Here is a 20,196-nt window from a genome sequence, read left to right as displayed (position 1 = left end):
CCACCCATGGAAGGGACACCATGGCAACACGCACTCTGAGCAGGCTCGCCAAGGTCCTGCTCGCCCCCGCCCTCGCGCTCGGCGCCACCGTCGGCCTCGCCTCCGCCCCCGCCTCGGCCGCCGTCTGGAACTCCTGCGACCAGTGGGGCAACACCAGCCTGAACGGCTACACGCTCTACAACAACATCTGGGGCTCCGGCGCCGGCAGCCAGTGCGTCTGGGCCAACTCCGGCACCAACTGGGGTGTCTGGGCCGACCACCCCAACACCGGCGGCATCAAGTCGTACCCCAACTCCAAGAAGGTGATCAACAAGACGATCACCTCCCTCTCCTCACTGACCAGCAGCTACAACGTCACCGTTCCGTCGGCCGGCGCGTACAACACGTCGTACGACATCTGGGACACCGACTACGACTACGAGATCATGCTCTGGGTCAACTACAACGGCGCCGTCGGACCGCTCGGCACCTCCCAGGGCAACGTGACCCTCGGCGGCCACACCTGGGCCGTCTACAAGGGCAACAACGGCGCCAACGAGGTCTTCTCGTTCCTGCGGACCTCCGACTCGAACTCCGGCACGGTGAACATCCTCCCGATCCTGAAGTGGATCAAGGACACCAAGGGCTGGTTCGGCAACGAGACCATCGGTGACGTCCAGTTCGGCTACGAGATCACCTCGTCCTCGGGCGGGCTCGACTTCCGGACGAACAACCTGACCGTCAGCAGCAGTTGACCGGCGCGGGGTGGGGTTCCATGGGAACCATGCGCATCCCCACCCCGTCCGCGGCACACTGATCGCCGCCGCCGTGACGGCCCTCCCTGCTCACCGCACCGGGCACCGCGGCGGCGGCACCCCCGGCCCTGTACGCCGCCGCCTCCCTCTCCGCCGAACGCCTCGCCACCGCCGACCTGGTGGCCGCCGCCACGTGGGGCACCGACAACCCCATCGACGATCCCGCCCGCGAACAGCAGGTCCTCGACGCGGTGGCCGCGCAGGCCGAGCGGGCCGGCGCCGACCCGGAGGAGGTCCGGCGGATCTTCCGCGACCGGATCGAGGCGAACAAGATCGTCCAGCGCGGCCTGTAGACGCCGGACGGCCCGGCCCGACGAGGCCCCGACCGGCAGAGCGGACCTGAACGCCGTACGGCAGACGATCAACCGCGTCAACACCGGGCTCGTGACGGCCCTCGCCGACTCGACCCCGGTGCGCGCCGAGCCGTCGTGCCGGCCGGAGCCGGCCCTGGCCGTCGCCCGGATCCACCACGAACGGCACCCGGACGCCCCGCACACCCGCGCCCGCGTCCGCTCCCTGCCCTCGGTCTGCCGCTGCCGCGGCTTCCCCCGCACGGCAGTGCGGCCGGTCCCTCCCCTACGGGACCGGCCGCACCCTCCTCACCGACGCGACTGCTCCGCTACGGGCAGCCGCGCCCCGTCCCGCAGGAACAGCGGGATCCGGTCCAGCGGGGCGTCGACCGTCACGGCCGCACCGCCCTCGTACGTCTCACCCGTCCACGCGTCCGTCCAGCTCGCGCCCGCCGGGAGGTACGCCGTGCGGGTCGTGGCGCCCGCCGTCAGCACCGGGGCGACCAGCAGGTCCCGGCCGAAGAGGTAGGAGTCGTCCACCGACCAGGTCGCCCGGTCCTCGGGGAACTCCAGGAACAGCGGCCGCATCACCGGCAGCCCCTCCTCGTGCGCCTCCCGCATGACGTCCAGCACGTACGGCTTCAGCCGCTCGCGCAGCCGCAGGTACCGCTCCAGGATGGCCCCGGCCTCCTCGCCGTACGACCACACCTCGTTCGGGCCGCCGGTCATCTCCGGGCCCAGCGGCATGCCCGGGTCGCGGAAACCGTGCAGACGCATCAGCGGGGAGAGCGCGCCGAACTGGAACCAGCGGACCATCACCTCGCGGTAGGCCGGGTCGTCCGGGTCGCCCCCGTGGAAGCCGCCGATGTCCGTGTTCCACCACGGGATCCCGGACAGCGCGGTGTTGAGGCCGGCCGCGATCTGGCGGCGCAGGGTCGCGAAGTCGGTGCCGATGTCACCGGACCACAGGGCGGCGCCGTAGCGCTGACTGCCCGCCCAGGCCGAGCGGTTGAGGGTGATGACCTCGTCCTCGCCGGACGCGCGCAGGCCCTCGTAGAAGGTGCGGGCGTTCTCCGCCGGGTAGAGGTTGCCGACCTCCAGGCCGGGCCCCGCCCAGTAGCGCAGGTTCTCCGGGAAGCCCGGCTTCAGCTCGGGCTCGCAGGCGTCCAGCCAGAAGGCCTTGATGCCGTAGGGCGTCAGGTAGTTGTCACGGACGCGTGACCACACGAAGTCACGGGCCTCGGGGTTGGTCGCGTCGTAGAAGGCCACCTGGACCGTCGACGCGACCTCCTTGTCCGGCCAGTCGGCGTGCGCCATCGGGCCGTACTGGGTGCCGATGAAGTAGCCGCGCTGCTCCATCACCGGGTGGTTCTCGCTCAGCGGTGACACCGACGGCCAGACGCTGACCACCAGCTTGACGCCCAGCTCGTCCAGTTCGCGGACCATCGCGGCCGGGTCCGGCCACTCCTTCGGGTCGAACTTCCACTCGCCCAGGTGCGTCCAGTGGAAGAAGTCGCAGACGATCACGTCCAGGGGCAGGCCCCGCCGCTTGTACTCGCGTGCCACGGCGAGCAGTTCATCCTGGGTGCGGTAGCGCAACTTGCACTGCCAGAAGCCCGCCGCCCACTCCGGCAGCATCGGGGTGCGGCCGGTCACCGTGCTGTAGCGGCGCTGGGCGTCGGCCGGGGCGCCCGCGGTGATCCAGTAGTCGATCTGGCGGGCCGAGTCCGCGACCCAGCGCGTGCCGTTGCCGGCCAGCTCCACGCGGCCTATCGCCGGGTTGTTCCACAGCAGGGTGTAGCCGCGGCTGGAGGTGAGCACCGGAATGCCCACCTCGGCGTTGCGCTGGACCAGGTCCAGCACCAGGCCCTTCTGGTCCAGCCGGCCGTGCTGGTGCTGGCCCAGGCCGTACAGCCGCTCGTCCTCGTAGGCCGCGAACCGCTGCTCCAGACGGTGGTGGCCGTTGCCGACGGCCGTGTAGAGGCGCGGGCCGGGCCACCAGAAGTGGGCGCGCTCCTCGGCCAGCAGCTCCTCCTCGTCGGAGGTGCGCAGGAAGCGGATCAGACCCTCGGCGGCGACGTCGACGGTCAGCGCGCCGACGGTCAGCCGCCCCCGCCCGTCCTCGATCTTGACGGTGGAGGAAGCGGGCGGGGCCTCGTCGAGCAGCGCGCCGGGCAGACCGTCGAGGACGGGACCGCCGAGCCGGGCCCGGACCCGGACCGCGTCCGGGCCCCACGGCTCGATGCGGACGGTCTCCTGGCGGCCGCTCCACTCCAGCGCGCCGTCGCGCTCGCGGAAGGTACCGACAGTGGGGGAGGACTGCGCCAGGCTGACCGCGGGGTGACCGGTCTGGATTTCGGCGGGCTGATTCACGTGGGGTGCTCCTGTGCTCCTGGAGGAGTGAGACATGGAGGAGAAAGGCATGAGGGGTGCGGCAGGGAGGGGTACGGCACGGAGGGGTACGGACAGGGGCCCCGGCCGCGCGGGGGACCGGTGGGCCGAGAGGGGGCGGACGGGGTCAGGACGGTGAGGAGGGGTGGTCAGGACGCCGCGGGCGCCGGTCCCGAGCTGGCGCGGACCGTCAACTCGGGCGCGAGCAGCACGACGTCGTCGCTGCCCCGTCCGTCGAGCTTGGCCACCAGGCGCTCCACGGCGTGCCGGCCCATCTCCTGCGCGGGGATGGCGACCGACGTCAGCCGCACCGAGGCCTGGACCGCGACCTGGTCGGGGCAGATCGCGACCACCGACACGTCCTCGGGCACGGCCCGGCCCTGCTGGCGCAGCAGCGCGAGCAGCGGCTCGACCGCCGACTCGTTCTGCACCACGAACCCCGTGGTCCCCGGGCGTTCGTCGAGGACCCGGGCCAGGGTCACGGCCATCGCGTCGTACCCGCCCTCACACGGGCGGTGCAGGATCCGCAGTCCCAGCTCCCGCGCCCGGGACCGCAGTCCGTCGAGGGTGAGTTCGGCGAAGCCGGTGTGCCGCTCGTAGACGGCGGGGGCCTCGCCGATGACAGCGATGTCGCGGTGGCCGAGCATCGCCAGGTGCTCCACGCACAGCGCGCCCGTCGCGCTCCAGTCCAGGTCGACGCAGGTCAGGCCCGAGGTGTCGGCGGGCAGTCCGATGAGGACCGACGGCTGGTCGGTGCCGCGCAGCAGCGGCAGCCGTTCGTCGTCCAGTTGGACGTCCATCAGGATCATCGCGTCCGCGAGTCCGCTGCCGGTGACCCGGCGGACGGCGTCGGGACCCTCCTCGCCGGTGAGCAGCAGGACGTCGTAGCCGTGCGTGCGGGCCGTGGTGGCGACCGCGATGGCGATCTCCATCATCACCGGTACGTACATGTCGGTGCGCAGCGGGATCATCAGCGCGATGATGTTGGACCTGCTGCTGGCCAGGGCACGCGCGCCGGCGTTCGGGTGGTAGCCGAGTTCGCGGATGCTCTGCTCGACCCGCTGCCGGGTGGTCGCGGAGATGGACCGCTTGCCGCTGAGGACATAGCTCACCGTGCTCGCCGAGACTCCGGCGTGCTGGGCGACCTCGGCGAGGGTGACCATCCAGCTCTCCAAGCTTTGTGAAGCGCTTCGACAGTGCGCGCTGCGAACAGGGGCGGGTGAGGGTGGTTCGACAGTAGCTCTAGCGAGGGTGGGTGTCCATAGGTTGTCGAAGCGCTTCGACAACGACTTCCAGGAGAGAGGCCGGAACAGGGGGAGGACCCCTGCCTACCACGCGCGGACGCCCGCCGGGAGGGATCCGCGACGGACGGCAACCTCCCGCGCCCCGGCGGCCACTGGAAGGCGTCAGCGCGACTCCCCCGGAAGGACCCCCATGCAGCACCGCCGCCCCCGCCTCTCCACGACGGCGAAGACCCTCACCGCCGGAGCGGTCGCCCTCGCGGCCGCCGCCGGCGTCACCGTCGCCCAGGCGGGCGAGTCGAGCAAGAAGTGCGCGGCGTTCGACACCGTCACGCTCGGCAAGTACTACGTGAACAACAACCTCTGGGGTCAGGACAGGGGCACCGGCAGCCAGTGCGTGTGGGGCAACTCCGCGAACGGCTCCACGATCTCCTGGGGCACGAACTACACCTGGGCCAACAACAGCAAGGGCACCGACGCGGACGTGAAGTCGTACGCGAGCACCGTCCTCGGCTGGCACTGGGGCTGGAAGGCCGACAGGGCGAGCACCCAGCTGCCGGTACGGGTCGGGGACCGCAAGCCGGTGCGGACCACCTGGGAGTTCTCCCTCCCGGCGAACCCCGGCACCATGAACGTCGCCTACGACCTGTGGCTGCACACCAAGAACACCGCGGACTGGCAGGACCAGCCCACCGACGAGATCATGATCTGGCTCAACCGCCAGGGCGGTGCCGGCCCGCTCGGCACCAGGTACGGCAGCGTCAGCCTCGGCGGCGCGATGTGGGACATCTATCAGGGCGACATCGGCTGGAAGGTCTACTCCTTCGTCCGCCGCGCCAACACCACCAAGGCCTCGCTGAACCTCGACGACTTCACCCAGGCACTCGTTCGGCGCAAGCTCCTGAGCAACGACAAGTACGTCTCCGGCATCGAGGCCGGCACCGAGGTCTTCAAGGGAACGGGCCGGCTGGACACCACGTCCTACGCGGTCACCGTCGGCTGAACGGCCGCGCGAGGGGTGGTGGGTCCGCCCCGGATCGGGTACCAACGATCGGGTAGGACCCGTCAGTAACCGATTCAGGTCCCAGATCCCGATTCGCGGCGAGGTGAGCCTCATGTCCGCACCACCCGTCAAGAAACCCGTCGTCACCGAGCGTGAGGCCCGCCAAGTGGCGGAGGCCGCCCGCGAGCAGCACTGGCGCAAGCCCAGCTTCGCCAGGGAACTGTTCCTGGGCCGCTTCCGCCTCGACCTCATCCACCCCCACCCCCTGCCCACCGACGAGGCCGTGCGGCGCGGCGAACAGTTCCTGACCAAGCTCCGCGACTTCTGCGAGACGAAGGTGGACGGCGCCCGCATCGAGCGCGAGGCGCGGATCCCGGACGAGGTCGTCAACGGGCTCAAGGAGCTCGGCGCCCTCGGCATGAAGATCGAGCCCAAGTACGGCGGACTCGGCCTCACCCAGGTGTACTACAACAAGGCGCTGGCCCTGGCCGGTTCGGCCAGCCCGGCGATCGGCGTACTGCTCTCGGCGCACCAGTCGATCGGCGTCCCCCAGCCGCTGAAGCTGTTCGGCACCCCGGAGCAGAAGGAGGCGTTCCTGCCGCGGTGTGCCCGCACCGACATCAGCGCCTTCCTCCTCACCGAGCCGGACGTCGGCTCCGACCCGGCCCGCCTCGCCACCACCGCGGTGCCCGACGGGGACGACTACGTCCTCGACGGAGTGAAGCTGTGGACCACCAACGGCGTGGTCGCCGACCTGCTGGTCGTCATGGCCCGGGTGCCGAAGTCGGAGGGCCACCCCGGCGGCATCACCGCCTTCGTCGTGGAGACCGCCTCGCCCGGCGTCACCGTCGAGAGCCGCAACGCCTTCATGGGACTGCGCGGCATCGAGAACGGCGTCACCCGCTTCCACCAGGTCCGGGTCCCCGCCGCGCACCGCATCGGCCCCGAGGGCGCCGGCCTCAAGATCGCCCTCACCACCCTGAACACCGGCCGGCTGTCGCTGCCGGCGTCCTGCGTGGCCGCCGGGAAGTGGTGCCTGAAGATCGCCCGCGAGTGGTCGGAGGCCCGCGAGCAGTGGGGCAAGCCGATCGCCCACCACGAGGCCGTCGGCGCCAAGATCTCCTTCATCGCGGCGACGACCTTCGCCCTGGAGGCCGTCCTGGACCTGTCCAGCCAGATGGCCGACGAGGACCGCAACGACATCCGCATCGAGGGCGCGCTGGCCAAGCTCTTCGCCTCCGAGATGGGCTGGCGCATGGCCGACGAACTGGTCCAGATCCGCGGCGGCCGCGGCTTCGAGACCGCCGACTCGCTGGCCGCCCGGGGCGAGAAGGCGGTCCCCGCCGAACAACTCCTGCGCGACCTGCGCATCAACCGCATCTTCGAGGGCTCCACCGAGATCATGCACCTGCTGATCGCCCGCGAGGCCGTCGACGCCCACCTCTCCGTCGCCGGCGACCTCATCGACCCCGACAAGTCCCTCCAGGACAAGGCGAGGGCGGGCGCCAACGCGGGCGTCTTCTACGCCAGGTGGCTCCCCAAGCTGGTCGCCGGCCCCGGCCAACTGCCCTCGTCGTACGCGGAGTTCAAGCACGAGGTCGACCTCTCCCCGCATCTGCGGTACGTCGAACGCCACGCCCGCAAGCTCGCCCGCTCCACCTTCTACGCCATGTCCCGCTGGCAGGGCCGGATGGAGACCAAGCAGGGCTTCCTCGGCCGGATCGTCGACATCGGCGCGGAGCTGTTCGCGATGAGCGCGGCCTGTGTCCGCGCGGAGCTGCTGCGCTCCCGCGGCGAGCACGGCCGCGAGGCCTACCAGCTCGCCGACGTCTTCTGCCGCCAGTCCCGCATCCGCGTCGAGGAACTCTTCACCCGCCTGTGGTCCAACACCGACGACCTCGACCGCAAGGTCGTCAAGGGCGTCCTCACCGGCACCTACGAGTGGCTGGAGCAGGGCATCGTCGACCCGTCGGGCGAGGGCCCGTGGATCGCCGACACCACGCCCGGACCCAGCACCCGGGAGAACGTCCACCGCCCGATCGGGTAGCGACCGCCCACCCGCCGCCGGGTGTCCCCCGCCCGCTCCCACCCATGAGGGGGACCGTGGGGGACACCCTGTCCACCGGCACATCCGTTGCGGCGACAATGGGGGGATGAGCGACAGTCCAGCCCCCCTCGCCGACCCGCACCTCGTCTACGACCCCGTGGCGGGCGACGGCCCGAAGGACGTGGTGATCCTCGGTTCCACCGGGTCGATCGGCACCCAGGCCATCGACCTCGTGCTGCGCAACCCGGACCGCTTCCGGGTGACCGGCCTGTCCGCCAACGGCGGCCGGGTCACCCTCCTCGCCGAGCAGGCCCGCCGGCTGCGGGTGCGGACCGTCGCGGTCGCCCGCGAGGACGTCGTACCGGCCCTGCGCGAGGCGCTCACCTCGGAGTACGGCACCGGCGAGCCGCTCCCCGAGATCCTCGCCGGGCCGGACGCGGCCACCCGGCTCGCCGCCTCCGACTGCCACACCGTGCTGAACGGCATCACCGGCTCCATCGGTCTCGCGCCCACCCTCGCCGCCCTGGAGGCGGGCCGCACCCTCGCGCTCGCCAACAAGGAGTCGCTCATCGTGGGCGGCCCGCTGGTCAAGGAGCTCGCCAAGCCCGGCCAGATCATCCCGGTGGACTCCGAGCACGCGGCCCTCTTCCAGGCCCTCGCCGCCGGCACCCGCGCGGACGTGCGCAAGCTGGTCGTCACCGCCTCCGGCGGCCCCTTCCGCGGCCGTACGAGGGAACAGCTGGCGCACGTCACCGTCGAGGACGCCCTCGCCCACCCCACCTGGGCCATGGGCCCGGTGATCACGATCAACTCCGCGACCCTCGTCAACAAGGGCCTGGAGGTCATCGAGGCGCACCTCCTCTACGACATTCCCTTCGACCGCATTGAGGTCGTCGTGCATCCCCAGTCGTATGTCCACTCGATGGTTGAGTTCACGGACGGATCGACACTGGCGCAGGCGACGCCCCCCGACATGCGCGGGCCCATCGCCATCGGCCTCGGCTGGCCCGAGCGGGTACCCGACGCGGCGCCCGCCTTCGACTGGAGCAAGGCGTCGACCTGGGAGTTCTTCCCGCTCGACGACGAGGCCTTCCCCTCGGTCGGCCTCGCCCGGCACGTGGGCGAGCTCGCGGGCACGGCCCCGGCGGTGTTCAATGCCGCCAACGAGGAGTGCGTGGAGGCGTTCCGCCGGGGCGCGCTGCCGTTCAACGGGATCATGGAGACGGTGACACGGGTGGTCGAGGAGCACGGCACACCGGTCGCGGGAACCTCACTCACCGTGTCGGACGTCCTCGAGGCGGAGACCTGGGCCCGGGCCCGGGCCCGGGAACTGACAGCACAGACGGCGACCGCGGAGGCGCGTGCATGACGTCCCTGATGATGATCCTCGGCATAGTCGTCTTCGTGATCGGCCTGCTGATCTCGATCGCGTGGCACGAGCTGGGGCACCTGTCCACGGCCAAGCTCTTCGGCATCCGAGTGCCGCAGTACATGGTCGGCTTCGGCCCGACCCTGTGGTCGCGCACCAGGGGCGAGACCGAGTACGGCATCAAGGCGATCCCGTTCGGCGGCTACATCCGCATGATCGGCATGTTCCCGCCCGGTGACGACGGCCGGATGGCCGCCCGCTCCACCTCGCCGTGGCGCGGAATGATCGAGGACGCCCGCTCGGCCGCGTTCGAGGAGCTGCGCCCCGGCGACGAGAACCGCCTCTTCTACACCCGCAAGCCGTGGAAGCGGGTCATCGTGATGTTCGCGGGCCCGTTCATGAACCTGGTGCTCGCGGTGGCGCTGTTCCTCACGGTCCTGATGGGCTTCGGCATCTCCCAGCAGACCACCACGGTCAGCTCGGTCTCCCAGTGCGTCATCAAGCAGAGCGAGAACCGCGACAACTGCACCGCCGAGGACCCGGCCTCCCCGGCCGCGGCCGCGGGCCTGAAGGCGGGCGACAGGATCGTCGCCTTCGACGGCGTGCGGACGAGCGACTGGAACGAGCTCTCCGACCTCATCCGCTCCCACCCCGACAAGACCGTCCCGATCGTCGTCGAACGCGACGGCGCTGAGGTCACCCTGAAGGCGACGATCGCCACCAACCAGGTGGCCAAGAAGGACGCCGCCGGTCAGATCGTCCAGGGCGAGTACGTCACCGCCGGCTTCCTCGGCTTCAGCGCGGCCACCGGCATCGTCAAACAGGACTTCGGGGAGTCCCTGACCTGGATGGGCGACCGCATCGGCGAGGCCGTCGACTCCATCGCCGCCCTCCCCAGCAAGATCCCGGCCCTGTGGAACGCGGCCTTCGACGGCGCCCCCCGCGAGCCCGACTCACCCATGGGAGTGGTCGGCGCGGCCCGCGTCGGCGGCGAGATCTTCACCCTGGACATCCCGCCGACCCAGCAGTTGGCGATGGCGCTGATGCTGGTCGCGGGCTTCAACCTGTCCCTGTTCCTGTTCAACATGCTCCCGCTGCTGCCGCTCGACGGCGGCCACATCGCGGGCGCGCTCTGGGAGTCGCTGCGCCGCACCGTCGCGAAGGTGCTGCGCCGCCCGGACCCGGGCCCGTTCGACGTGGCGAAGCTGATGCCGGTGGCCTACGTGGTGGCCGGAATCTTCATCTGCTTCACGATCCTGGTGCTGATCGCGGACGTGGTCAACCCGGTGAGAATCTCCTAGCCACGCGGAGCTCGTGACGGCCGGGCACCCTGGGTGTCCGGCCGTTCGCCGTCCCGGGCCCGGACCGTCCACCCCTCCGAGCGGATCCACGAGCGGGATGTGCTCCGGCCCGCGCCCGTGCCGTAATCTCGGAGGCCGGAGCCCGCTGCTCACGGGACCGGACCTTGATCCACGACTTGGGGTTGCACAGCAGATGACTGCGATTTCTCTCGGCATGCCGTCCGTTCCGACCAAGCTCGCCGAGCGCCGGAAGAGCCGGCAGATCCAGGTCGGCTCCGTGGCGGTCGGCGGAGACGCCCCCGTGTCCGTGCAGTCGATGACCACGACCCGTACGTCCGACATCGGCGCCACGCTCCAGCAGATCGCCGAGCTGACCGCGTCCGGCTGCCAGATCGTCCGTGTCGCCTGCCCCACCCAGGACGACGCCGACGCCCTCGCCACCATCGCCCGCAAGTCGCAGATCCCGGTCATCGCCGACATCCACTTCCAGCCGAAGTACGTCTTCGCCGCCATCGAGGCGGGCTGCGCCGCCGTCCGGGTCAACCCGGGCAACATCAAGCAGTTCGACGACAAGGTCAAGGAGATCGCCAAGGCGGCGAAGGAGCACGGCACCCCCATCCGCATCGGCGTGAACGCGGGCTCGCTGGACCGGCGCCTGCTCCAGAAGTACGGCAAGGCGACGCCGGAGGCGCTGGTGGAGTCGGCGTTGTGGGAGGCGTCCCTCTTCGAGGAGTACGACTTCCGCGACATCAAGATCTCCGTGAAGCACAACGACCCGGTCGTGATGATCGAGGCCTACCGCCAGCTCGCCGCCCAGTGCGACTACCCCCTCCACCTCGGCGTGACCGAGGCCGGCCCCGCCTTCCAGGGCACGATCAAGTCGGCGGTGGCCTTCGGCGCGCTGCTCAGCCAGGGCATCGGCGACACCATCCGCGTCTCCCTGTCGGCCCCGCCGGTCGAGGAGGTCAAGGTCGGCAACCAGATCCTGGAGTCGCTCAACCTCAAGCAGCGCGGCCTGGAGATCGTCTCCTGCCCGTCCTGCGGCCGCGCCCAGGTCGACGTCTACAAGCTGGCCGAGGAGGTCACCGCGGGCCTGACCGGCATGGAGGTCCCGCTGCGCGTGGCCGTCATGGGCTGCGTGGTGAACGGCCCGGGCGAGGCCCGCGAGGCCGACCTCGGTGTCGCCTCCGGCAACGGCAAGGGCCAGATCTTCGTCAAGGGCGAGGTCATCAAGACCGTCCCCGAGTCCAAGATCGTGGAGACCCTCATCGAGGAGGCCATGAAGCTGGCCGAGCAGATGGAGGCGGAGGGCGTCGCCTCGGGCGAACCGTCGGTGGCGGTCGCGGGCTGACGCCTCCGACGCACCCCGGGCACGCACGGGCCGGCACCGTCAGGCCGCCGACTTGCCAGCGCGGGTGCGGGCCCGGCCGGCCCGGCCTGTCGGCTCACATGCCGGTCCGGTGACCTGGCCCGTCGGCCTGCGAGTGCCGCCGCACTCACCGCGCCGGCCAGAGCAGTCCGGCCCGTCGGCTTGGCGAGTGCCGGCTCCGCCCGCCCCGGCCCGTCGGCGGTACAGCGCCGCCGGGGCAGTCCGGCCCGTCGGACACGGAGCACGGGCCGGCGCGACCCGGCCCGTCCGCCTAGGAGCGCCGGGCAGGGCAGTCCGGCCCGTCCCGCGTTCGAGGACGAGGCCCGTCAAGGGCCGAGGCGGGGGTCCGGGGGCGGCAGCCCCCAGGGACGGGACCCCCTCCCACGCCCACCCCCGACGAGCGGCACCCACCACAGGGCGACGCCGCTCAGCCACCGCAGGTACAGTGCGGAAATCAGGCAGACCCGAGTGTGAGGCCCGCACGTGTTGACGCAGACGACCTCCCGGGTCCTCGAACCGAGCGACCTGGACGCCGCGCTCGCCGTCCTCGACCGCGAGCCGGTCGCCAACGCCTTCGTGACCTCCCGTGTGCAGGTCGCGGGCCTGGACCCGTGGCGGCTCGGCGGCGAGATGTGGGGCTGGTACGAGGACGGCATGCTGACGTCCCTGTGCTACGCCGGCGCCAACCTGGTCCCCATCTGCGCCACCCCCCGCGCCGTCCGCGCCTTCGCCGACCGCGCCCGCCGGGCCGGCCGCCGCTGCTCCTCCATCGTCGGCCCCGCCGAAGCCACCGCCCTGCTGTGGCGCCTGCTGGAACCGCACTGGGGCCCGGCCCGCGAGGTCCGCGCCCGCCAGCCCCTGATGGTCGCCGACCGCATGCCCACCGACATCGCGCCCGATCCCCACGTCCGCCGGATCCGCAAGGACGAGATGGAGGCGATCATGCCGGCGTGCGTGGCGATGTTCACCGAGGAGGTCGGCGTCTCCCCGATGGCCGGCGACGGAGGCCTGCTGTATCAGGCCCGGATCGCCGAACTCGTCGGCACCGGCCGCTCCTTCGCCCGCCTCGACGAGCAGGGCAGGGTCGTCTTCAAGGCGGAGATCGGCGCGGCGACCCCCCAGGCCTGCCAGATCCAGGGCGTCTGGGTGGACCCCGCGTACCGGGGCCGGGGCCTGGCGGCCCCCGGCATGGCGGCGGTCCTGCGGTACGCGCTGTCGGACGTGGCCCCGGTGGTGAGCCTGTACGTCAACGACTTCAACACGGCGGCGAGGCGCACGTACCGGCGGGTGGGCTTCCAGGAAGTGGGCGCGTTCATGAGCGTCCTCTTCTAGGGAACGCGACCGGTTCCGGGAACGCGACCAGGGAACGTGAAGGGCACACCCACGCGGGGCGCCGGGCGACACCGGTGTGCCGCTGCGCCGCGTGGCCGTGACCGCCCAGGACACCCCGCACCCGGCACGACCCGGTCACCCCCCTGTACGCTCCCGGCATGGACCTCGTCATCGGCCCCTTGGACCTCACAGCCCACGTGGACGAGGCCTTGGCCGTCCAAGCCGTAGCCTTCGGACTCGGCCCCGACGAGGTGGCCGTACGCCGCCAGATCGTCATCCGTCACATGACCCACCCCGGGGCCAGAGCCCTCGGCGCCACCACCGGAGGCAGGCTCGTCGGCTTCGTCTACGGCATGCCCAACGACCGCACCCACTGGTGGTCCACCGTCGTGGAGCCCTACCTCCGGGCCCAGGGGAACGACCACTGGCTCGACGACTCCTTCGTCATCACGGAGCTCCACGTCCACCCCGCCCACCAGAACCGCGGCGCGGGCCGGGCCCTGATCACCGCCATCACGGACACCGCCACGCAGCCCCGCTCGATCCTCTCCGCGATCGACACGGAAAGCCCGGCACGGGCCCTCTACCGTTCCCTCGGCTACCAGGACCTGGCCCGCCGCGTCCTCTTCCCCAGCGCCCCCCGCCCGTACGCGGTGATGGGCGCCCCCCTCCCGCTGCTCCGCAAGTAACGGATTTCCGGCCACCCAGGGCTCCCGGCTAACCTCCTGACATCACCCTCCCCCACGCCCGGCTCCGCCCGGGCGGGGGGACCCCCAGCTGCAGGAGTACGAGAACCATGGCGAACGCACCGGTCCAGCGCATGTCCCAGGTGATGGCGAAGACCCTGCGCGACGACCCCGCCGACGCCGAGGTCCTCAGCCACAAGCTCCTCGTCCGCGCCGGTTACGTCCGCCGCACCGCCGCCGGCATCTGGACCTGGCTGCCCCTGGGCAAGAAGGTCCTCGCCAACGTGGAGCGCATCGTCCGCGAGGAGATGGACGCGATCGGCGCCCAGGAGGTGCTGCTCCCCGCCCTGCTGCCGAAGGAGCCGTACGAGGCCACCGGCCGCTGGGACGAGTACGGCCCGGAGCTGTTCCGGCTGAAGGACCGCAAGGGCGGCGACTACCTGCTCGGTCCGACACACGAGGAGATCTTCACGCTGATCGTGAAGGACCAGGCGTCCTCCTACAAGGACCTTCCGGTCATCCTCTACCAGATCCAGACGAAGTTCCGTGACGAGGCCCGCCCCCGCGCCGGCATCCTGCGGGGCCGTGAGTTCCTGATGAAGGACTCCTACTCCTTCGACACCGAGGACGAGGGCCTGGCCCGGTCCTACGCCCTGCACCGCCAGGCGTACCAGAAGGTGTTCGAGCGTCTCGGCCTGGACTACCGCATCTGCGCCGCCACCGCGGGCGCGATGGGCGGCTCGAAGTCCGAGGAGTTCCTCGCCCCGGCGGAGGCCGGGGAGGACACCTTCGCGGACTGCCCGAACTGCGACTTCGCGGCGAACACCGAGGCGATCACCTACGCGCTCGAGCCGGTGGACGGTTCCGCCGTCCCGGCGGCCGAGGAGATCCCGACCCCCGACACCCCGACCATCGAGACCCTCGCCGCCTCCCTCGGCGTCCCGGCCTCCGCCACCCTGAAGAACCTCCTCGTCAAGGTGGACGGCGAGATCGTCGCCGTCGGCGTGCCCGGCGACCGTGAGGTCGACATGGACAAGGTCGAGGCCCACTTCGCCCCGGCCGCCGTCGAGTTGGTCACCGCGGAGGATTTCGTGGGCCGCCCGGACCTGGTCCGCGGCTACGTCGGTCCGCAGGGCCTGGAGAAGGTGAAGTACATCGCCGACCCGCGCGTGGCGCCGGGCACGGCGTGGATCACGGGCGCCAACAAGGAGCACACGCACGCGAAGAACGTCGTCGCGGGCCGTGACTTCCAGGTCGACGCGTACGTCGACGCCGTGGTCGTCCAGGAGGGCGACCCCTGCCCGAACTGCGGCACCGGCCTCAGCCTGGACCGCGCCATCGAGATCGGCCACATCTTCCAGCTGGGCCGCAAGTACGCCGACGCCCTCAAGCTCGACGTCCTCGGCCAGAACGGCAAGCCGGTCCGCGTCACCATGGGCTCCTACGGCATCGGCGTCTCCCGCGCGGTCGCGGCCCTCGCCGAGCAGACCGCCGACGACAAGGGCCTGTGCTGGCCCGCCGAGGTCGCCCCGGCCGACGTGCACGTCGTCGCCGCCGGAAAGGCCCTCCAGACCGAACTCGCCCTCGATGTCTCGGAGAAGCTGCGGGCGGCCGGCCTGCGCGTCCTGGTCGACGACCGGGCCGGTGTCTCCCCGGGCGTGAAGTTCACCGACTCCGAGCTGATCGGCGTACCGAAGATCCTGGTCGCGGGCCGCCGCTCCGCCGAGGGTGTGGTCGAGCTGAAGGACCGCAGGACCGGCGAGCGCGAGGAGCTGACGGTGGAGGAGGCGATCGCCCGCCTGACGGCGTAGACGGCTGTCCCCGGCCGCCGCCGTCCGAAGCCTCCCTGGGATCCTCTGTCGAGGCTTCTCCAAAGCCCCCCGCCGAGGCGTGCGGACGGCGCACGGCTTCTCTCCGACCGTTCCCCGACCGTAGGCGTGACGGAGCGTCACTGCGGCGGGGGACGGTCGTGGGGACCGGGGAAGAGGAGCGGCGGTCCGCGCGGGCGGCGCCACACGGCCGCTCTCGCCGCGCCTGCGGCGGCCTGTGGGCGACTAGAGCCAGCCCGCGAACTCCAGCAGCAGCTCCGCGTCCTTCGCCCGGCCCACACGCCGGGCCCGCAGCCCGGACTCCACCGCGCGGAACAGCGTCCAGCCGCGCAGCCGCTCCTGGTCCACCTCCAGCGACTCCGCGAGCCGCTTCACGCGCCGCCTGGTGGTCGCCGCCCCGGACGGCGAGGCGATCAGGTCCTCCACCCGGTCCCGGACGAGACGGGCCAGGTCGAAGGCGCACTCGCCCACCACCGGATCCGGTCCCACGGCCAGCCACGGCATCCGCTCACCGGCCAGCACCTTGCTCTGCCGGAAGGTGCCGTGCAGCAGCCGGTGCTCCGGCGGCGCGGCCAGCAGGTCCTCACGCGCCGCGAGCGCCGCGTCGACCAGCGGGCCGACCTCGGTGTCGGCGCTCGCCCGCATGGCCTCCGCCTGTCGTCCGGACCGCTCGGCAACGGTCTCGAACACCGGTGCGCCGCTGTCCTCGGGCGGTTCGACCCACAGCCGCCGCAGCGTCCCCGCCGCCTCCAGCAGCGCCTTCGCCTCCGGCAACGACCGCACCGACACATCGGGATGCAGTCGCTCCAGCACCAGCACCCCCTCCGTCACGGGCCCCTCGAGCAGCTGTACGGCGCCCAGGCCACCCCAGTGCGCGAGCGCCGCCCGCTCGGCCTCCGGCCGGAACCGGGGCGGGGCCAGCTTCAGCACCGCAGGGGTCCCGTCGGCGTACCGCACCAGCACCACCAGGCTGCTGCGCCCGCCCGGCACCTGCACCCGTTCGACGGTCAACTCGCGTAGAGCGACGGCCTGTCGAGCCGCCTCCGGCAGCCTCTCCAGCCAGTCGTCACCGTGCGGTGCCGTCTCACCGAGTGCCCTGACCAGACGCTGCGGCGGTTCGAAAGCCATGCGCGAGTCGTCCCTTCCTGCTCCTGGCCCGGTTCTGCCCTGGTCCGTGTCCGTCGTGCCCGGCCCGTCCGTGTCCCGCCGTGCTCCGTCCGCCGCCGGCCCTCCTCCGGTCACGTGCCCGGGGTCGGGCCCGCTCCCGTGGCCGTGGGTCCGGCGCCGGTGGCGGCCGGTTCCCGGCCCGTGCCGGACCGCTCGGCGAGCCCAGGGAAGGCTACGCTCCCGCCGCGCCAGCGCACCGCCCGCACCGCCGCCTCCCGCAGCGCCCCGGCGGCCTCCCGGCGCCGCGCGTCCCCGGTGGCCCGCACCAGGTCGGAGTAGACCCCGGCGACGCGTTCCTCCAGCTCGGCCGCGAGCCGGACCGCCGCGGCCGAGTCCGGCACCGGGAACGGCAGCGCGTACGCGGCGCTCGCGGCGACCGGCTCGGAGCCCAGGTCGCGCACCTCGCGCGCCAGCGCGTCCCGACGCGCCCGGTGCGCGTCGTAGGCAGCCCGCGCCTCCGCGCGCCGCGCCTCGAGGACGCGCCCGCCGACGACCCCGTACCCGTACACTGCCGCGTGCTCGGCGGCCAGCGCCGCCTGCAGGGCCGCCAGTCGCCCGCTCTTCTTCTCGCTCACCGGGTTCCCTCCGTCAGCAGGTACGCGTGCGCCGCGCCGGCCGCCGCCACCGACGCCAGCAGCCGGGCCAGCTCGCCCGGCACGTCCACCAGGGCCGCGATCCGCTGGTCGGCGAGCGCCCGCTCGGCGGCGGCGAGGTCGACGAGGGCGTCCCTCTCACCCGCCGGGACGGCGGCGGACGCGGCCGCGCCGGAAGCCGGGGCCGAAGGAGAGGGCGACGCCGCCGCGGAAGCGGACGCCGAGGGGGAGGCCGACCTCTCCCGGACGCCCCCGAACGCCGTCACGTGCCGCACGACCTCCGCCCGCAGCGGCGACAGCCGCCCCGCCAGCGCCGGATGGACGGCGAGGACGGCGTCGTACCGCGCCACCAGTCCGGCGCTGTCCCGGGCCGCACGCGCGCGTGCCCGCTCGGTGACCGAGGGGCCGCCGCCCGAACCGTCCGAACCGGAGTCCCCGGAGCCCGAGGAGCAGCCCACGAGCAGGGCGGCCCCGGCGGCCGAGGCGAGCAGGGTTCTTCTGCGCGGACCCGAGGGGGTGCGCGGCGGCGGAGGGAACGGCACGGCAGACGTCCTCGGGGAACTCGTGTGACAAGAAGACCGATCGCGGGCGGCACGCCCGTGATCACCGTACCCGCGCGTCGCCCCGGCACCACTCATCGGCACCGCACGCGCCCCGGTGGCCGTCCGGTGGACGGCAACACCCCCCGCGACCCGATACCCTTTGACCAGACACGCGACCAACCCACAACAGCACACGCGGCCGAGGAGTCACCCGGATGAGCACCACCCAGAGCGAGAGGCTGCGAGAACTGCTGGAACCGCTCGTCACCTCCCAGGGCCTCGATCTGGAAGAGATCGCCGTGGACTCCGTCGGCCGCAAGCGCGTGCTGCGCGTCGTCGTCGACTCGGACACCGGTGCGGACCTGGACCAGATCGCCGATGTGAGCCGCGCGCTCTCGGCGAAGCTCGACGAGACGGACGCGATGGGCGAGGGCGAGTACACCCTCGAGGTCGGCACCCCGGGCGCGGAGCGCTCCCTCACCGAGCACCGGCACTACGTACGGGCCACGGACCGCCTGGTCAGGTTCCAGCTGCACGAGGACGGCGAACTCGTCGCCCGCATCCTCACCGTGGACGACGACGGCCTCGACGTCGAAGTGCCCGGAGTGAAGGGCCGCAGGGCCACCACCCGCAGACTCGCCTTCGCCGACATCGACAAGGCGCGCGTCCAGGTCGAGTTCAACCGCAAGGACAAGAAGGACATGAAGGAAGAGGAGGAGGCGTAGCCGTGGACATCGACATGAGCGCCCTGCGGGGCTTGGTACGGGAGAAGGAGATCTCCTTCGACCTGCTGGTCGAGGCGATCGAGTCGGCCCTCCTCATCGCCTACCACCGCACCGAGGGAAGCCGCCGTCACGCGCGCGTGGAGCTCAACCGGGAGACCGGTCACGTGACCGTGTGGGCGAAGGAGGACCCCGAGGACCTGGAGGAGGGGCAGGAGCCCCGTGAGTTCGACGACACCCCGTCCGGCTTCGGCCGTATCGCCGCCACCACCGCCAAGCAGGTGATCCTGCAGCGGCTGCGCGACGCCGAGGACGACGCGACGCTCGGCGAGTACGCCGGCCGCGAGGGCGACATCGTCACCGGAGTGGTCCAGCAGGGCCGCGACCCCAAGAACGTGCTCGTCGACATCGGCAAGCTGGAGGCCATCCTGCCGGTGCAGGAGCAGGTCCCCGGCGAGACCTACCAGCACGGCCTGCGGCTGCGGTCGTACGTCGTCCGGGTGGCGAAGGGTGTGCGCGGTCCGTCCGTGACGCTCTCCCGTACGCACCCCAACCTGGTGAAGAAGCTCTTCGCGCTGGAGGTGCCGGAGATCGCCGACGGGTCCGTCGAGATCGCCGCCATCGCCCGCGAGGCCGGCCACCGCACCAAGATCGCCGTCCGCTCCACCCGTTCGGGCCTGAACGCCAAGGGCGCCTGCATCGGCCCCATGGGCGGCCGGGTGCGCAATGTCATGGGCGAACTGAACGGTGAGAAGATCGACATCGTCGACTGGTCGGACGACCCGGCCGAGATGGTGGCGAACGCGCTGTCACCCGCCCGGGTGTCCAAGGTGGAGGTCGTCGACCTCCAGGCCCGCTCCGCGCGGGTGACCGTGCCGGACTACCAGCTCTCCCTGGCGATCGGCAAGGAAGGGCAGAACGCCCGGCTCGCCGCCCGCCTGACCGGCTGGCGGATCGACATCCGGCCGGACACCGAGCAGCCCGGCGAGCAGCGCGGGGAATAGATCCCAGCCGCAGGGCGCTTAGATCACGACAGTGTTCGCGCGGTAACTGTCCGATTCCTGGCCCAAAGGGGTGAGGTCGGTACGGGGAGGTAGACTTAACTGTGTCTGGCCGGACGCACGCCCGAGTACGCCCTGAACGCACCTGTGTGGGGTGCCGGGAGCGAGCGGCCAAGACAGAGCTGCTGCGCATCGTGGCGATCGAGGACGCATGCGTCCCCGATCCTCGCGGTACGCTGCCCGGCCGGGGTGCGTACGTGCATCCCGCCCTGGTCTGTCTCGACCAGGCGGTGCGCCGCCGGGCGTTCACGAGGGCGTTGCGTGCCCCGGGAGCGCTCGACACAAAGGCGTTGCGCCAGTACGTCGAGCAGACGACAGTTGCCGAGCAGGCAACACCGTAAGAAGCGTCGCGCGGTTCCCCGCGCGGCCCTGGTACCTCGCGAGTCGAAAGCAGGTCGAGATTGCGATGAGCACTCGATGAGTACGCGATGAGTACGCCCATGAAGTAGCGACGGTCCG

General features: G+C 71.8%; 18 protein-coding genes. 13 read left to right on the top strand and 5 right to left on the bottom strand.

The genetic code is table 11. The features are described 5' to 3' along the window. Window positions 1-20 precede the first annotated feature (20 nt). Both ACIBBD_RS18650 and ACIBBD_RS18645 read left to right on the top strand, forming a co-directional pair. On the top strand, window positions 21-734 hold the full coding sequence (locus ACIBBD_RS18650) for a hypothetical protein (RefSeq protein ID WP_399420520.1): 714 nt from the start codon (window positions 21-23) through the stop codon (window positions 732-734). Between the two features lie 179 nt (window positions 735-913). Beyond that, a complete protein-coding gene (locus ACIBBD_RS18645) occupies window positions 914-1,087 on the top strand; it encodes a chorismate mutase (protein ID WP_399420519.1) in 174 nt (57 codons plus the stop codon). 306 nt (window positions 1,088-1,393) lie between these two features. On the opposite strand, the gene ACIBBD_RS18640 is transcribed toward ACIBBD_RS18645, so the two are convergent. Continuing rightward, the gene (locus tag ACIBBD_RS18640; protein ID WP_399420518.1) at window positions 1,394-3,457 is read right to left on the bottom strand and encodes a TIM-barrel domain-containing protein; all 2,064 of its coding nucleotides are present in this window, start codon (window positions 3,455-3,457) and stop codon (window positions 1,394-1,396) included. A 167-nt stretch (window positions 3,458-3,624) separates the two neighbouring features. Continuing rightward, window positions 3,625-4,638, bottom strand: coding sequence for a LacI family DNA-binding transcriptional regulator (locus tag ACIBBD_RS18635; RefSeq protein WP_399420516.1), 1,014 nt, complete (start codon window positions 4,636-4,638; stop codon window positions 3,625-3,627). 271 nt (window positions 4,639-4,909) lie between these two features. Between ACIBBD_RS18635 and ACIBBD_RS18630 the strand changes: the two genes are divergently transcribed. From ACIBBD_RS18630 to ACIBBD_RS18595, 8 genes are all read left to right on the top strand, one after another. Continuing rightward, window positions 4,910-5,719, top strand: coding sequence for an endo-1,4-beta-glucanase (locus ACIBBD_RS18630; protein ID WP_399420515.1), 810 nt, complete (start codon window positions 4,910-4,912; stop codon window positions 5,717-5,719). Between the two features lie 112 nt (window positions 5,720-5,831). Then, window positions 5,832-7,766, top strand: coding sequence for an acyl-CoA dehydrogenase family protein (locus tag ACIBBD_RS18625; RefSeq protein WP_399420514.1), 1,935 nt, complete (start codon window positions 5,832-5,834; stop codon window positions 7,764-7,766). A 106-nt stretch (window positions 7,767-7,872) separates the two neighbouring features. After that, a complete protein-coding gene (gene dxr / locus ACIBBD_RS18620) occupies window positions 7,873-9,135 on the top strand; it encodes a 1-deoxy-D-xylulose-5-phosphate reductoisomerase (protein WP_399420513.1) in 1,263 nt (420 codons plus the stop codon). An 8-nt stretch (window positions 9,136-9,143) separates the two neighbouring features. Continuing rightward, entirely contained in the window at window positions 9,144-10,436 is a 1,293-nt protein-coding gene (locus ACIBBD_RS18615) for a M50 family metallopeptidase (RefSeq protein ID WP_399420747.1), read from the top strand. 193 nt (window positions 10,437-10,629) lie between these two features. Further along, window positions 10,630-11,787, top strand: coding sequence for a flavodoxin-dependent (E)-4-hydroxy-3-methylbut-2-enyl-diphosphate synthase (ispG, locus tag ACIBBD_RS18610; RefSeq protein ID WP_399420512.1), 1,158 nt, complete (start codon window positions 10,630-10,632; stop codon window positions 11,785-11,787). Between the two features lie 501 nt (window positions 11,788-12,288). Beyond that, the gene (locus ACIBBD_RS18605; RefSeq protein ID WP_399420511.1) at window positions 12,289-13,137 is read left to right on the top strand and encodes a GNAT family N-acetyltransferase; all 849 of its coding nucleotides are present in this window, start codon (window positions 12,289-12,291) and stop codon (window positions 13,135-13,137) included. 158 nt (window positions 13,138-13,295) lie between these two features. Then, a complete protein-coding gene (locus ACIBBD_RS18600) occupies window positions 13,296-13,826 on the top strand; it encodes a GNAT family N-acetyltransferase (protein WP_399420510.1) in 531 nt (176 codons plus the stop codon). A gap of 107 nt (window positions 13,827-13,933) precedes the next feature. Then, complete coding sequence (locus ACIBBD_RS18595) at window positions 13,934-15,634, top strand: proline--tRNA ligase (protein ID WP_399420509.1); 1,701 nt, start codon at window positions 13,934-13,936, stop codon at window positions 15,632-15,634. 243 nt (window positions 15,635-15,877) lie between these two features. On the opposite strand, the gene ACIBBD_RS18590 is transcribed toward ACIBBD_RS18595, so the two are convergent. The 3 genes from ACIBBD_RS18590 to ACIBBD_RS18580 all read right to left on the bottom strand — a co-directional run bounded on the left by ACIBBD_RS18590 (window position 15,878) and on the right by ACIBBD_RS18580 (window position 17,954). After that, complete coding sequence (locus ACIBBD_RS18590) at window positions 15,878-16,780, bottom strand: aminoglycoside phosphotransferase family protein (protein WP_399420508.1); 903 nt, start codon at window positions 16,778-16,780, stop codon at window positions 15,878-15,880. 110 nt (window positions 16,781-16,890) lie between these two features. Beyond that, window positions 16,891-17,394 carry a ferritin-like domain-containing protein gene (locus ACIBBD_RS18585; RefSeq protein ID WP_399420507.1) on the bottom strand — a complete coding sequence of 168 codons (504 nt, stop codon included), beginning with the start codon at window positions 17,392-17,394 and terminating at the stop codon, window positions 16,891-16,893. Then, entirely contained in the window at window positions 17,391-17,954 is a 564-nt protein-coding gene (locus tag ACIBBD_RS18580; protein ID WP_399420506.1) for a hypothetical protein, read from the bottom strand. The genes ACIBBD_RS18585 and ACIBBD_RS18580 overlap by 4 nt, the downstream gene beginning before the upstream one ends. Window positions 17,955-18,169: 215 nt before the next feature. On the opposite strand from ACIBBD_RS18580, the gene rimP reads away from it, so the two are divergent. The 3 genes from rimP to ACIBBD_RS18565 all read left to right on the top strand — a co-directional run bounded on the left by rimP (window position 18,170) and on the right by ACIBBD_RS18565 (window position 20,078). Next, on the top strand, window positions 18,170-18,679 hold the full coding sequence (gene rimP, locus ACIBBD_RS18575) for a ribosome maturation factor RimP (protein WP_399420505.1): 510 nt from the start codon (window positions 18,170-18,172) through the stop codon (window positions 18,677-18,679). 2 nt (window positions 18,680-18,681) lie between these two features. Beyond that, window positions 18,682-19,680 (top strand): transcription termination factor NusA, encoded by a 999-nt coding sequence (gene nusA / locus ACIBBD_RS18570; protein ID WP_399420504.1) that lies wholly within the window; start codon window positions 18,682-18,684, stop codon window positions 19,678-19,680. 101 nt (window positions 19,681-19,781) lie between these two features. Then, on the top strand, window positions 19,782-20,078 hold the full coding sequence (locus ACIBBD_RS18565) for a YlxR family protein (RefSeq protein ID WP_399420503.1): 297 nt from the start codon (window positions 19,782-19,784) through the stop codon (window positions 20,076-20,078). Window positions 20,079-20,196: the final 118 nt, after the last annotated feature.

This window comes from Streptomyces sp. NPDC051315 (genome assembly GCF_044455165.1).
Classification (GTDB): Bacteria; Actinomycetota; Actinomycetes; order Streptomycetales; family Streptomycetaceae; genus Streptomyces.
The sequence above is the reverse complement of the archived record's forward strand: the minus strand, read 5'-3'. Positions and strand labels throughout refer to the sequence as shown.

Coding starts and splice junctions, on each gene's coding strand:
- ACIBBD_RS18615 (WP_399420747.1), top strand. CDS start 9,144: ATGATGATCCTCGGCATAGTCGTCTTCGTGATCGGCCTGCTGATCTCG.
- rimP (WP_399420505.1), top strand. CDS start 18,170: ATGAGCACCACCCAGAGCGAGAGGCTGCGAGAACTGCTGGAACCGCTC.
- ACIBBD_RS18635 (WP_399420516.1), bottom strand. CDS start 4,638: ATGGTCACCCTCGCCGAGGTCGCCCAGCACGCCGGAGTCTCGGCGAGC.
- ACIBBD_RS18590 (WP_399420508.1), bottom strand. CDS start 16,780: ATGGCTTTCGAACCGCCGCAGCGTCTGGTCAGGGCACTCGGTGAGACG.
- ispG (WP_399420512.1), top strand. CDS start 10,630: ATGACTGCGATTTCTCTCGGCATGCCGTCCGTTCCGACCAAGCTCGCC.
- ACIBBD_RS18595 (WP_399420509.1), top strand. CDS start 13,934: ATGGCGAACGCACCGGTCCAGCGCATGTCCCAGGTGATGGCGAAGACC.
- ACIBBD_RS18625 (WP_399420514.1), top strand. CDS start 5,832: ATGTCCGCACCACCCGTCAAGAAACCCGTCGTCACCGAGCGTGAGGCC.
- ACIBBD_RS18600 (WP_399420510.1), top strand. CDS start 13,296: ATGGACCTCGTCATCGGCCCCTTGGACCTCACAGCCCACGTGGACGAG.
- dxr (WP_399420513.1), top strand. CDS start 7,873: ATGAGCGACAGTCCAGCCCCCCTCGCCGACCCGCACCTCGTCTACGAC.
- ACIBBD_RS18650 (WP_399420520.1), top strand. CDS start 21: ATGGCAACACGCACTCTGAGCAGGCTCGCCAAGGTCCTGCTCGCCCCC.
- ACIBBD_RS18630 (WP_399420515.1), top strand. CDS start 4,910: ATGCAGCACCGCCGCCCCCGCCTCTCCACGACGGCGAAGACCCTCACC.